Genomic DNA, 12,981 nt, shown 5'->3' with positions numbered 1-12,981 from the left:
GGCCATCGATGGACATGCGCCCCGAGCCGTTCACTCCGCCAGCGCCCGTTCCCCGCACGGTGCCGCCCTCCCGGCTGGAAGTCATCCGCACCGTCTTCAACAATCCGCTGGAGCTCTGGGGCGTCCCTTCTTACACGCTCCCCTGGATCGAGACGAAGTTCTTCAAGGAGCGCACCCTGATCGTCAACGATCCTGGGCTCATCCGCCACGTCCTCGTCGACAACGCCCGCAACTACAAGATGTCGGAGATCCGGCAACTGATCCTGCGGCCGATCCTTCGCGACGGTCTGTTGACGGCGGAAGGCCCGGTCTGGAAGCGGTCGCGAAAGGCGATGGCACCCGTCTTCACGCCGCGGCACGCACAAAGCTTTGCAGGGCAGATGCTGCGCAAGTCCAAGGAGTATGCGGAAAAGTACGAAGGCGTGGGCGCAGAGGGGCAGGTCTTCGACATCTCCGTCGACATGACGGAAATCACCTTCAACATCCTATCGGAGACGCTGTTTTCCGGTGAAATCGTTACCGAAAGCGACGACTTCTCCGATGACGTCGACAGCCTGCTCCATCGCATGGGGCGCGTCGATCCGATGGACCTTCTGCGGGCGCCGCCATGGGTGCCGCGGCTGACCCGTATCGGCGGCAAGCGCGTGCTTGGCAAGTTCCGCGGGATCGTGGCGAAGACCATGGCGCTTCGCCAGGGAAAACTACATATCGATCCCGCATCCGCGCCGCAGGATTTCCTGACGCTTCTCCTCCAACTTGCTGGACCGGACGGTCTGACGATGGAGGAGATCGAAGACAACATCCTGACCTTCATCGGCGCCGGTCACGAAACGACGGCCCGCGCTCTTGCTTGGACGCTTTACTGCGTTGCCAAGTCGCCGCAGGTAAGAGAAAGGATGGAAGACGAGATCGACCGGGTGATGGCTTCGGGCACCCAGCCGGTGGAGTGGCTCGATCAGATGCCGATGGTGCGGGCCGCGTTCGAGGAGACCCTCCGCCTTTATCCGCCGGCTCCCTCGCTGAATCGCGCCGCAATCGCCGACGATGAATGGGTGAGTCCGAATGGTGAAAGGGTCAGGATCGACGAGGATGTGACGGTCCTCATCATGCCCTGGACGCTGCATCGGCACGAGCTCTACTGGGACAAGCCACGCGCCTTCATGCCGGAACGCTTCCTGCCGGAAAATCGCGGCAGCATCGACCGCTTCCAGTACCTTCCCTTTGGCGCGGGCCCGCGCGTCTGCATCGGTGCGACCTTTGCCATGCAGGAGGCGGTGATTGCGCTGGCGGTACTCATGCGCCGGTACCGGTTCGATGTGACGGCCGAGACCAATCCCTGGCCTGTCCAGAAGCTTACGACCCAGCCGCGCGATGGGCTTCCTATGCAGGTAAGCCTGAGGCCGCCGAAGCCGTCTGGGGTCAATTGATCTTTGCCGGCTATGCGATATTGATCGAGCGACGTCTCATCAGGAAGATCGCGTGCCCTCACCTTACCTTCTCGGCATCGATACCGGCGGAACCTACACGGATGCGGTTCTTTTCCGGGAAGCGGAGGGCGTTCTCGCCAAGGCGAAGTCTCTGACCACACGCCATGACCTGTCCCAAGGCATCGCAGGCGCGGTCGAGGGGGTGTTGGCAGAAAGCGGGGTCTCACCTGCAGAGATCGGAATGGTCTCGCTGTCGACGACGCTTGCGACGAACGCCCTTGTGGAAGGGCAGGGCGGCAGCGTCGCGCTTGTCATGATCGGGTTTACCGAGGCTGATCTGGAGCGCGGAGGTCTTAAGGAAGCTCTGGGCCGCGACCCTGTCGTGTACGTTCCAGGCGGCCATGATGTTCACGGGAATGAACAGCCGCTCGATCTGTCTGCGCTGGAAAAGGTGGTGGCGCTCGCCCCTTCCGTCTCCGCCTTTGCCGTGGCGGGCTACTTTGCCGTTCGCGATCCGAGCCACGAACTGCGCGTCCGTGAGCACCTGCGCGAGGCGACGGGACTTCCGGTCACCTGCAGCCACGAACTGACGTCGAAGCTCGGCGGCCCCAGACGAGCCCTCACGACCCTTCTCAACGCTAGGCTTGTGCCGGTGATCGACCGCCTGATAGAGGCGTGCCAAGGCTTCCTTCGTTCGTCAGGGATAGAAGCGCCCTTGATGGTGGTCCGCGGGGACGGTGCGCTGATTTCGGCTTCGGAGGCGCGCAGCCGGCCGATCGAGACCATCCTGTCCGGCCCCGCCGCTAGCCTCGTCGGTGCCCGACATCTTACCGGCCTCCACCAGGCGGTTGTCTCCGACATTGGCGGAACGACAACGGATGTGGCGGTTCTCGAGGATGGCCTGCCACGGCTGGCGGAGGAGGGGGCGATCGTCGGCGGCCATCGAACCCTTGTGGAGGCGGTGGCATTGGAGACATTTGGGCTAGGCGGCGATTCGGAGGTGCGCATTGATGATCTCGGGCTGAAGGCAGAGATCACCCTCGGACCAAGGAGGGTTCTGCCGCTCAGTCTGATTGCGCACGACCATCCGGACATCGTCTTGCCCGCTCTGGAGCGGCAGCTGAAGGCGGCGCGATCAGGCCGTCATGACGGTCGCTTCGCCGTCGCAACCGGCGTGGAGCTCGGAATTGCCGCGCACGCTCTCAAGCCGCACGAGCGTGCACTTCTGGAGCAGATCGGCATACAGCCAAAGCCGCTCAATGTCATCCTGCAGTCAGCCTCCCAGCAGGCAGCCCTCGACCTGCTGGTGACGCGCGGACTGGTTCATCTGAGCGCCATCACTCCCACGGATGCGCTGCATGTCCTGAAGCGGCAGGACCAGTGGAATGCGCAAGCAGCACAACTCGGCTTTGCCCTCGCCGCCCGGCACAGGGACGGCGCCGGGCGTGCAATCGCTGAATCCGCAGAAATGCTGGCGGACGCCGTTGTTGCGCGGCTGACGCGACAGTCGGCGGAGGCGGTCCTTGCGACCTGCCTCGACGAAAACGGCAACGGCGTTGAGGTCGCTCGCTCGCCATTGATCGGTCATGCACTCGAACGGGCGCCGGGCGTTGTGAGGTTTTCCATTGCGCTGGACCGGCCGCTCATCGGTCTGGGTGCTTCCGCTCCGATCTATTACCCGGGCGTCGCCCAAATGCTGGGTGCCGAGGCCGTAATACCTGTGCATGCAGACGTCGCCAATGCGGTTGGCGCGGTGGTCGGGCAGGTGCGGTCCGTCGTTACGGTGGTGGTGACTGCTCCGGGCGAGGGGCGATATGTGGTTTCCGGAATGGGCGAGCCTTGGGCAGTCGAGGATGAAGCGGAAGCACTGGCTCTCGCACGGGAGCGGGCGCGGAAGGCGGCTCTGGAGAAAGCGGCTGCCGCTGGCGCGGATCAGGCGGTCGTGACGCTTTCGGAAGAACTGGATCGGCCAGAGGTGGAAGGCTCGGCTCGACTGCTCGAAGCACGCGTGGTGGCGACAGCCGTTGGTCGCCCACGCGTCGCCCTGCCTTAGCAGAACCGTTTCAGTCCTTTGGCGCATTGACAGCGATGCCTCCCCGCGCAAATTGGCAGCAACCATAATCAACAACGGAGGAGGACGCCCATGGCACGCATCGACAAGAATGGCCTCGCAATCGATGAGGCGCTGCACGATTTTCTCGTGCAGAATGCGATCCCGGGGACGGGAGTGGATGCCGAGCGCTTCTTCTCGCAGTTTGCTGAGATCGTTCATGATCTGGCGCCGAAGAACCGGGCGCTGCTTGCCAAGCGCGACGAGATGCAGGAGAAGCTCGACGCCTGGTACCGCCGCAACGGCGCACCCGTCGATCTGAACGCCTACGAAAACTTCCTGCGCGAGATTGACTACCTGCTTCCGGACGGTCCGGACTTCCAGGTCTCTACGGAGAACGTGGATCCCGAGATTGCAGTCATCGCTGGCCCGCAGCTTGTCGTGCCCGTAATGAACGCCCGTTATGCGCTGAATGCCGCCAATGCTCGCTGGGGCTCCCTCTACGATGCCCTGTACGGCACCGATGCGATCCCTGAGGAGGGAGGCGCCGAGAAGGGCAAGGTCTACAATCCTGCTCGTGGAGCGAAGGTCATCGCCTGGGTCAGGGATTTTCTCGATCAATCCGTGCCCTTGTCCGGCGCCAGCTGGAGCGACGTGACGTCCTTCGTTGTCAGCGCCGGGTCCCTCGCGGCAGCCGGCCCGGAAAGCCGCACGGTCGAGTTGGCAGATCCGTCACAGTTTACCGGCTACCGCGGCGAGGCCTCGGAGCCGACGAGCCTGATCCTCGAGCGCAACGGGCTGCACATCGCCGTCGAGATCGACGCCTCCACGCCGATAGGCGGCAGCGACCCGGCAAAGATTTCGGACGTGAGGCTGGAGTCGGCAATCACCACGATCATGGACTGCGAGGATTCCGTTGCCGCCGTCGATGCCGAGGACAAGGTGCTCGTCTACCGCAACTGGCTCGGCCTGATGAAAGGCGACCTCCGGGAGGAGGTGACGAAGGCCGGCAAGACCTTCGTTCGGAAGCTGGAGCCCGATCTTGATTACGTGGCGCCTTACGGCAAGGCCGCGAGCTTGAAAGGTCGGTCATTGATGCTGGTGCGCAACGTGGGGCACCTGATGACCAACCCGGCGGTTCTGGACCAGGAGGGCCGGGAAGTGCCAGAAGGCATCATGGATGCCATGGTCACCGCCCTCATCGCCCTCCATGACATTGGCCCAAACGGGCGCCGCATGAATTCGCGCACCGGCTCCATGTATGTCGTAAAACCGAAGATGCACGGTCCGGAAGAAGTGGCCTTCGCCTGCGAAATTTTCGCACGAGTGGAAGAAGCCCTCGGCATGCCGACCAACAGCATGAAGATGGGCATCATGGACGAGGAGCGTCGCACCACCGTCAACCTCAAGGAATGCATCCGCGCCGCCCGTGAACGCGTCGTCTTCATCAACACCGGCTTCCTTGATCGCACTGGCGACGAGATCCACACCTCGATGGAAGCCGGGCCGATGATCCGCAAGGGCGACATGAAGCAGGCCGCCTGGATCTCGGCCTACGAAAACTGGAACGTCGATATCGGCCTCGAATGCGGATTGTCCGGCCATGCCCAGATCGGCAAGGGCATGTGGGCGATGCCCGACCTGATGGCCGCGATGCTGGAACAGAAGATCGGCCACCCGAAGGCGGGCGCCAACACCGCCTGGGTTCCGTCGCCGACGGCGGCTACGCTCCATGCGACGCACTATCATCGGGTGAATGTCGCCGAGGTGCAGGCGGGCCTGAAGAGCCGGCAGCGCGCCAAGCTCGCCGACATCCTGTCCGTCCCCGTCGCACAGCGGCCGAACTGGACGGAAGAGGAAATCCAGCGGGAGCTGGACAACAACGCGCAGGGCATTCTCGGTTACGTGGTCCGCTGGATCGACCAGGGCGTCGGCTGCTCGAAGGTGCCCGACATCAACAATGTCGGCCTGATGGAGGACCGGGCGACGCTCCGGATCTCAGCGCAGCACATGGCGAACTGGCTGCACCACAACTTGGTCAGCAAAGATCAGGTCGTCGAGACGATGAAGCGGATGGCAGCAATCGTCGACGGCCAGAACGCCGGAGATCCTCTCTACCATCCGATGGCGCCGGACTTCGACCGGTCGATCGCCTTCCAGGCGGCGCTCGATCTCGTGCTGAAGGGCAGGGAGCAGCCGAACGGCTATACGGAGCCGGTCCTGCATCGGCGGCGTCTGGAACTGAAGGCGCAGCAGGCGCGGTAGAAAGAAGAAAGGCCGCTGGTGTTCCAGCGGCCTTCAGACTGCTGACAAAGTCCTCTTTGCCTTTGCTGGCGCTACTTCGACTCCGATCCGTTCTCTTTTCGATTCAGAGACGTTCCGTGAATCTTGGTCCTTGAGAAGGTGGGGCGGGGGTTTGTCATCAAGCTGAAGGCCGCTGGTGTTCCAGCGGCCTTTTTCGAATGTCCTGAGACCCTACTGAACGACGACAACCTTGGCGCTGCGGCCCGGCCGGACGCGGCTGTAGAGGTCGATCACATCCTGGTTCATCAGGCGGATGCAGCCCGAGGATGCTGCAGTGCCGATGGACGCCCATTCGGGCGTGCCATGCAAGCGAAACAGCGTGTCCTGACCCTTCTCGTTGAAGAGGTACATGGCGCGTGCACCGAGGGGATTGCTCAGCCCCGGCCCCATGCCGCCCTCGACATAGCGCGCAACGTCAGGCTTCCGCTCCGCCATTTCCTTTGGCGGATGCCAGGTTGGCCAGGCCTGCTTCCAGGCGATGTAGGCCTCGCCCGACCAGGAGAATCCCTGCTTGCCGACGCCGATCCCGTAACGCACGGCCTTGCCGTTCGGCAGGATGTAATAGAGGAAGCGCTCGCGGGTGTTGACGACGATCGTGCCGGGCTTTTCCTCGGTCGCATAGTCGACAATCTGCCGGTGGAACTTCTTGTCCAGCCGGCTGATCGGGATAGCCGGAAGCGCATAGCCGGCATCGGTGACAGGACCATAAGAGTCGGTGAAGATCTTCGTCGTCTCGACGCGGGCCACTTCCGAGGTCCCGGACGTGGTGGAGCATCCGGCCAGGGCGGATGCCAGAAGGCCGAAGGCGAGCATGCTTGTGCGGATGCGCATGGAAATCTCGTGAAAATAGATAAAGCGACGCAGGCGGTGCTCCCGCCTTTATGACCGCGTTATTTTTGATTAGAACGTCATTGGCAAGTCGCTGAACCGCCGGATGGTGCAGCCACCGCACGAATGACTGCGGCACTGCCTTTTTTGCAACATCCAATCGTGGACGAACCTCTTAAAGCATGGCCATCCTCAGCATCGCCAACAGCAACCCCCTGATCGACGGCCGCCAGTCCGCGCGGGCAATGATGGTGCGCCGCGGCCTGCAGATCCTTCTCCACGAGATGCGCCACGCGACGCTGCCGGAGCTCGTGCTGGCCAACGGCCGCCGTGCCGATCTCATTACCGTCTCCGAGAAGGGCGAGATCTGGATCATCGAGATCAAGACCTCGATCGAGGACTTCCGCGTGGACCGAAAGTGGCCAGATTATCGCGGCTATTGCGACAGGCTTTTCTTCGCAACCCATAAGGACGTACCGCTCGATATCTTCGGAAGAGTGCGGCCTGCTTCTTTCGGACGGCTACGGCGCCCACGTCATGCGCGATGCGCCGGAGCACCGGCTGGCGGCCCCGACCCGAAAATCAGTAATGCTCAATTTTGCCCGGGCATCGGCGCAACGGCTGACCATGGCGCAATGGGCCACAGGCAAGAGCTTCGACGAAATTTAAGAGCGGTTATTTCGGCGCCCGCTTGGCCAGAATCCGCTGCAGCGTCCTGCGATGCATGTTGAGCCGCCGCGCCGTCTCCGAGACATTGCGTTCGCACATCTCGTAGACGCGCTGGATGTGCTCCCAACGCACGCGGTCCGCAGACATCGGGTTTTCGGGGACGTCCGCCTTTTCCCCAGGCCGCTGCGTCAGCGCGTGGAAGATATCGTCGGCATCGGCAGGCTTGGAAAGATAATCAAGCGCGCCCAGCTTCACCGCCGTCACTGCGGTTGCAATATTCCCGTAGCCGGTCAGCACGATCGCCTTCGTGTCCTGGCGCAACTGTCGGATCGCCTCGATCACGTCGAGCCCGCTGCCGTCGCCGAGACGCAGGTCTACCACCGCGTATTTCGGCGGATTGGCCTTCGACTTGGCGATACCTTCGGCAACCGATTCGGCGACGTCGACCGTAAAGCCGCGTCCTTCCATGGCCCGCGCCAGCCGACGCAGGAATGGGCCGTCGTCATCGACGATCAGAAGGGTCGGGTCGGATCCGATCATGTTGTCGGCGCTGGTATCGGCCGCAGTCATCATGTTTTCCATGTCTCTTCTCCAGAAGCGTCACGGGTTTTGCAGAGGTCTACGGTGGCAAGCCCTCTGCGGACCATGTGGCGCCGGCTATCCATCCTCGAGCATTGCCCGAGGCCATTCAATGCGGATACGCGCACCTGCCGCGGCACCGGACCGGTTCTCGAAGCGCAGCCTGGCGCCCGACCGCTCCAGAAGCGTCTTGGCGATGAACAGGCCGAGGCCAAGGCCGCCTGCGCGTTCCATCTCTTTGGCTCTCCTCGTCATATAGGGTTCGCCGATGCGCGAAAGAATATCTGCCGAATATCCGGCGCCATCATCCTCGACGACGACGACGACCCGCTCCGGGCTGTGCTCGGTCGTGACCGTGACCCGGCTCTTCGCATAATCGACAGCATTCTCGACGAGATTTCCAAGCCCGTAAAGAATGCCGGCGTTACGGGTGCAGACGGGTTCACTGGCGCGGTCACCGTTCTGCACGAGGTCGATTTCGATGCCGAACTGGCGATGTGGTGCCACAACCTCCTCGACCATGGAAGAAAGGGGAAGCCGGCGCATGTGCTCTTCGCTTGCCGCCGAAAGCGACGTCAGGCGCTTGAGGATGTCCCGGCAGCGTTCGCTCTGGCTGCGCAAGAGCTGGACATCCTCGCGCAGGCGCTCGTCCTCGCCGAACTCCCGCTCCATCTCCTTGGCGACGACGCTGATCGTGGCAAGCGGCGTCCCGAGCTCGTGGGCGGCCGCAGCCGCCAGACCGTCAAGCTGCGAAAGATGCTTTTCGCGCTCCAGCACCAGTTCCGTTGCCGCCAGCGCATCGGCCAGCAGCGTCGCCTCGTTGGAAACCTGATAGGCGTAGAAGGCCGCAAAGCTCATCATCGAGGCGATGGCGAACCAGATTCCGAGCTGCATTACCGGCTGCAGTCTCAGTGTTTCCTCCGGATACCATGGAAGCGGATAGGGCGAAAAGGCGAGCGCCGTGGTGCAAACCAGCGCCAGGAGGATGAGCACGATCGAGTGGCGCAGCGGCTGTGACGCAAAGGAGATGATCACCGGCACGCAGATCAGCGGCGCGAACGGGTTTGCAAGGCCGCCGGTAATGAACAGCAGCGCCGCCATCTGCAACAGGTCGAAGCTTAGAAGCGCCAGCGCTGCCTTGGGCCCCAGCCGCTGCGTCGGCGGAAACCAGAGTGACAGCATGATGTTGGCAACGGCAAGTGCCGCGATCAGCACGCCGGCCTGCAGCAGCGGCAGCGGGAATTGGAGAAGGAAGGCGACGGCAAGGACGGTCAGTGTCTGTCCGGCAACCGCAAGCCAGCGCAGCCGCACCAGCGTCTGCAGCCGGAAGCGCCGGCTCGGCGGGCCGAACTGTGCATGCCGCACGGAGGATGCGTCACCGTCTTCGCTTGGGCGGCTTGCGCCGGTCTCTTTCTGGCTCATCACCTGGTCCATACAGCGCCTCGCTTGCGTCCCCGAGGCGGCATTCTGTCACGTCCCGCGCGGTTTGGCACGGGTGGTCGGCGCGGCGTCAGCCGGATTGTCCGGCCACGGATGCTTCGGATAACGCCCGCGCATCTCGGCGCGCACATCCTTCCAGGAGCCGGCCCAGAAACCCGGCAGGTCCCGTGTCGTCTGGATCGGACGGTGCGCCGGAGACGTCAGCTCCAGAACCAGGGGCAGCCGCCCGCCGGCGACCGAAGGATGTGTCTTCAGTCCGAAAAGCTCCTGCACACGGATCGCCAGCACCGGCTCCTCGCCGTCCCAGCGGATCGGATGCCGCTGCCCGGTCGGCGCTTCGAAATGGGTCGGCGCCAGGCGGTCGAGATCGCGCAGCAGCGCATGCGGCACCAGCGAACGAAGGCCTTCGGAGAGACTGCCTGCCGAGATGCCGTCGAGGCGCGTGGCGTCACCCTGAAACGGCACGAACCACTCGTCCAGCCGATCCAGTAGCGCCTCGTCGGTCATCTCCGGCCATGGGTCGCCCATCGTGCGATGCAGGAAGCCGATCCGCTGGCGCAGGTGCAGGGCCTCCTTGGAGAAGGGCAGCGCGTCCAGTCCCAGCTCCCGCAACCCTTGCGCCAGCGCACGCGCCGCCTGTTCTCCACGCGGCTTGGGCAGAGGCGACTCGTCCAGCACGATAGCCCCGAGCCGCACGACCTTGCGCGCCCGGACCTGGCGGCTGCTCCGGTCGAAGACGCACTCCTCTGCCTGAGCGATTGCGTCAGGAAGCGCCTCCTCCACCTCCATCCGGCTCACCTCGGCTGCGGCGAGAATGCGCGCCTGAGCAGCACGACCGGTCAGATCGGCGATCACCAGCATGCGCGAAGCGGCCAGCCGCTCCGTTTCCGGCAGTTCAGCGCCGCGGCCGTTCGCCATGAGGAACCGGCCCCGGCCACCCCGCTGGAGCGCGACCCGGTCGGGGAAGGCATGGAGCAGCAGGCGCCCCGCCGTCGTCTCGCCCTGTCCGGCGAGTGGTTTCGGCAGGCTCTGCGCGATCCTATCGGCAAGCGCGCGAGCCGCCTCTGCCCGGCTTCCGCGCTCATGACGGAACCGGCGCAACCGATCGTCCAGATCGACCCCGTCTCCTCCGAGGCCCTGCTCCGTCAGGAGCACCGCCAGTTGGCAGGCAACACGACCGGCACCATCCTCCGCTGCCGCGACCGCCATGGCCGCAAGCCGCGGCGGCAGCGAAAGCCGGCGCATCAGGCGGCCTTTGTCCACCAGTGCGAAATTCTCGTCGAGCGCCCCGAGCGCAATCAACAGGCTGCGCGCCTCGGCAAGGGCTGGTGCCGGCGGCGGATCGAGAAAACGAAGGCTCGCCGGATCCTTGACCCCCCAGTGGGCAAGATCAAGGGCGAGCTGCGAAAGATCGGTCGCCAGGATCTGCGGCGGTGTGAAGGCGGCAAGGGCAGCGGTCTGGCCGGGGTGCCAGAGCCGGATGGCCGTACCTGGCTCGGTGCGACCCGCGCGGCCGGCGCGCTGGTCGGCGGAGGCGCGCGAAACCCGGACGGTTTCCAGCCGCGTCGTACCCGTCGCCGGCTCGAATACCGGCAGCCGCTGCAGCCCGCTGTCGATCACGATTCGCACGCCGTCGATGGTGATCGAGGTCTCGGCGATGGAGGTCGAGAGCACGATCTTGCGCTGTCCGGCCAGGCTTGGGCGGATCGCCAGGTCCTGCTCGGCCTGGCCGAGATTCCCGTAGAGCGGCACGACGACGGTGTCGGAGCCGAATCGGCCTGCCAGCCGCTCCGCCGTGCGCAGGATCTCCCCCTGTCCTGGCAGGAAGGCGAGAATCGAACCCGTTTCGGCAGCATGGGCGGCGATAACGGCCTGCGCGACGCTGTCCTCGATCCGCTCCCCCGCCGGGCGGTCCCGGTGGCGGATGTCGACGGGAAAGCTTCGTCCCTCGCTGACGATCACGGGCGGATGGTCGAGGAGCGTCGCAACCCGCTCCACGTCGAGCGTTGCCGACATCACCATGATCCTCAGATCATCCCGAAGCCCGTCCTGCACGTCAAGCGCCAGCGTCAGGCTGAAATCCGCGTCGAGCGAGCGCTCGTGGAATTCGTCGAACAGCACCGCCGACACGCCCGCAAGCTCCGGCTCGTCCAGCACCATGCGGGCAAAGACGCCCTCCGTGACGACTTCGATCCGCGTGCGCGTCGAGATGCGGCTGTCGAGCCGCATCCGGTACCCGACCGTTTCTCCGACGGCCTCTCTGAGCAGCGCCGCCATTCGGCGTGCCGCGGCTCTCGCCGCGAGCCGCCGCGGCTCGAGCAGGATGATCTTACCGCTGCACCAGGGTTCGCGGAGAAGCGAGAGTGGCACGAGCGTTGTCTTGCCGGCACCGGGAGGCGCGGAAAGAACGGCACGGGTGCCGTTGCACAACGCTGCGGAAATCTCCGGCAAGGCGGCGGAGACGGGGAGCTCCGGCAAGACGGGAATTTTCAACGAACGGCTTCCGGGCTCAGCCTGTCGCTCCGGCCTTGCTCTGGCGGCAGGCCAGCACCGCGCCGGCAAGATCCTCCAGCGCCGCACCGACGGACTTGAACAGTGTGATCTCGCTCTCGTTCGCTCGGCCCGCAGGCTGGCCGCTGACCAGTTCCGCAAGCTCGGCCAATACGCCCGCCTCCTTCAGGAGCCCGATTCGGATCGGCTGCACGATGTCACCGCCTTCCTTTAACGCACCGGCGCGGGTGTCGACGAAGACGGAGGAGCGCTCGATGCAGGCGTCATCGCTCTCGCGCGTATCAGGCTTGAAGGCGCCCACGAGATCGAGATGGGTGCCAGGCTTCAACCGAGTGCCGCGAATCAGCGGCTCGCTGGAAAGCGTGGCACAGGATATGATGTCGGCATCACCGGCCGCCGCGGCGAGATCGGCGGTCGCCACGGCGCTCAGCCTCGCCGCACGCGCCTCCGCCGCACAGGCCTGCGCCTTGTCCGCATTGCGGGCCCAGACAGTGAAGCGCTTCAGCGGCCGCACGCAGGCATGCGCCTGCATCAGATTGAGCGCCAACCGGCCGGCGCCGACCATCAGCATGTGTTCGGCACCCGGGCGGGACAGATAGCGGCTCGCAAGCGCCGAGGTCGCCGCCGTTCGACGGGCGGTGAGCTCACCGCCTTCCACCATGGCCAGCATCTCCCCAGTTCTCGCAGAAGACAGCAGGTAGCGCCCGATGATCGTCGGCAGGGCGCGGCGGTGGTTGTCCGGAAAGAGGTTGAGGATCTTGACCCCCATATGCTCCCCCGGCACCCAGGCGGGCATCAGAAGCATGGTTGCAGCTGCTTCGCCCGGGACCTCCACCTCGTGGTGATGCCGCACCGGCGTCACGCACTCGGCCGTAAACATCGTCTCGATTGCCGCAATCAGCGGCTCCCAGGGAAGGGCTGCGCGCGTTTGGTTTTCGTCCAGTACCAGCATGTCCTGCTCCAGTCGTCAGATCGGGCGGCACACTATCAACCGCCCGCCGCCGCTCAAAGCGGCTTTTCCTCGGGGCGAGGGAGGGCTGATCGACGGGCGAAGCACGGCCGCTGCGGGGCATTGGAGAAAAATGACAGTTTTTTAAAAAACCGTGTTGACTTGTTTTGTGTGTTGGATCTATAAACCGCTCACCAACGAGGGCGGCGGCGCTGCTGGCGACG

At 64.4% G+C, this 12,981-nt stretch carries 8 protein-coding genes and 1 pseudogene; 4 read left to right on the top strand and 5 right to left on the bottom strand.

Annotated elements, in window-relative coordinates; translation table 11 throughout:
• Positions 1–8 precede the first annotated feature (8 nt).
• The 3 genes from MUU54_RS13240 (at position 9) to MUU54_RS13230 (ending at position 5,742) form a co-directional block, all read left to right on the top strand.
• On the top strand, positions 9–1,427 hold the full coding sequence (locus MUU54_RS13240; RefSeq protein ID WP_247244496.1) for a cytochrome P450: 1,419 nt from the start codon (positions 9–11) through the stop codon (positions 1,425–1,427).
• A 52-nt stretch (positions 1,428–1,479) separates the two neighbouring features.
• Positions 1,480–3,480: a hydantoinase/oxoprolinase family protein gene (locus tag MUU54_RS13235; RefSeq protein ID WP_247244495.1), complete on the top strand. Its 2,001-nt coding sequence runs from the start codon at positions 1,480–1,482 to the stop codon at positions 3,478–3,480.
• A 90-nt stretch (positions 3,481–3,570) separates the two neighbouring features.
• Positions 3,571–5,742, top strand: a complete 2,172-nt coding sequence (locus tag MUU54_RS13230) for a malate synthase G (RefSeq protein ID WP_247244494.1) — start codon at positions 3,571–3,573, stop codon at positions 5,740–5,742.
• Between the two features lie 210 nt (positions 5,743–5,952).
• Here MUU54_RS13230 and MUU54_RS13225 read toward each other — a convergent pair whose 3' ends face one another.
• Positions 5,953–6,612 carry a L,D-transpeptidase gene (locus MUU54_RS13225; protein WP_247244493.1) on the bottom strand — a complete coding sequence of 220 codons (660 nt, stop codon included), beginning with the start codon at positions 6,610–6,612 and terminating at the stop codon, positions 5,953–5,955.
• Between the two features lie 179 nt (positions 6,613–6,791).
• Here MUU54_RS13225 and MUU54_RS13220 point away from each other — a divergent pair.
• A pseudogene (locus MUU54_RS13220) lies at positions 6,792–7,278 on the top strand (MmcB family DNA repair protein).
• A 6-nt stretch (positions 7,279–7,284) separates the two neighbouring features.
• On the opposite strand, the gene MUU54_RS13215 reads toward MUU54_RS13220, so the two are convergent.
• From MUU54_RS13215 to lhpI, 4 genes are all read right to left on the bottom strand, one after another.
• Complete coding sequence (locus MUU54_RS13215; RefSeq protein WP_247244492.1) at positions 7,285–7,860, bottom strand: ActR/PrrA/RegA family redox response regulator transcription factor; 576 nt, start codon at positions 7,858–7,860, stop codon at positions 7,285–7,287.
• A gap of 75 nt (positions 7,861–7,935) precedes the next feature.
• The gene (locus MUU54_RS13210; protein ID WP_247244491.1) at positions 7,936–9,279 is read right to left on the bottom strand and encodes an ActS/PrrB/RegB family redox-sensitive histidine kinase; all 1,344 of its coding nucleotides are present in this window, start codon (positions 9,277–9,279) and stop codon (positions 7,936–7,938) included.
• A gap of 48 nt (positions 9,280–9,327) precedes the next feature.
• Complete coding sequence (hrpB, locus tag MUU54_RS13205; RefSeq protein ID WP_247244654.1) at positions 9,328–11,784, bottom strand: ATP-dependent helicase HrpB; 2,457 nt, start codon at positions 11,782–11,784, stop codon at positions 9,328–9,330.
• A 22-nt stretch (positions 11,785–11,806) separates the two neighbouring features.
• Positions 11,807–12,760, bottom strand: a complete 954-nt coding sequence (gene lhpI / locus MUU54_RS13200) for a bifunctional Delta(1)-pyrroline-2-carboxylate/Delta(1)-piperideine-2-carboxylate reductase (protein WP_247244490.1) — start codon at positions 12,758–12,760, stop codon at positions 11,807–11,809.
• Positions 12,761–12,981 lie beyond the last annotated feature (221 nt).

The sequence above is a fragment of the Pseudorhizobium tarimense genome, assembly GCF_022968135.1.
Lineage (GTDB): Bacteria > Pseudomonadota > Alphaproteobacteria > Rhizobiales > Rhizobiaceae > Neorhizobium > Neorhizobium tarimense.
The sequence above is the reverse complement of the archived record's forward strand: the minus strand, read 5'-3'. Positions and strand labels throughout refer to the sequence as shown.

What these genes read in the sequence shown, in the direction of transcription:
- MUU54_RS13240 (WP_247244496.1), top strand. Translation starts at nt 9, where the DNA reads ATGGACATGCGCCCCGAGCCGTTCACTCCGCCAGCGCCCGTTCCCCGC.
- MUU54_RS13215 (WP_247244492.1), bottom strand. Translation starts at nt 7,860, where the DNA reads ATGGAAAACATGATGACTGCGGCCGATACCAGCGCCGACAACATGATC.
- MUU54_RS13210 (WP_247244491.1), bottom strand. Translation starts at nt 9,279, where the DNA reads ATGAGCCAGAAAGAGACCGGCGCAAGCCGCCCAAGCGAAGACGGTGAC.
- MUU54_RS13230 (WP_247244494.1), top strand. Translation starts at nt 3,571, where the DNA reads ATGGCACGCATCGACAAGAATGGCCTCGCAATCGATGAGGCGCTGCAC.
- lhpI (WP_247244490.1), bottom strand. Translation starts at nt 12,760, where the DNA reads ATGCTGGTACTGGACGAAAACCAAACGCGCGCAGCCCTTCCCTGGGAG.
- MUU54_RS13225 (WP_247244493.1), bottom strand. Translation starts at nt 6,612, where the DNA reads ATGCGCATCCGCACAAGCATGCTCGCCTTCGGCCTTCTGGCATCCGCC.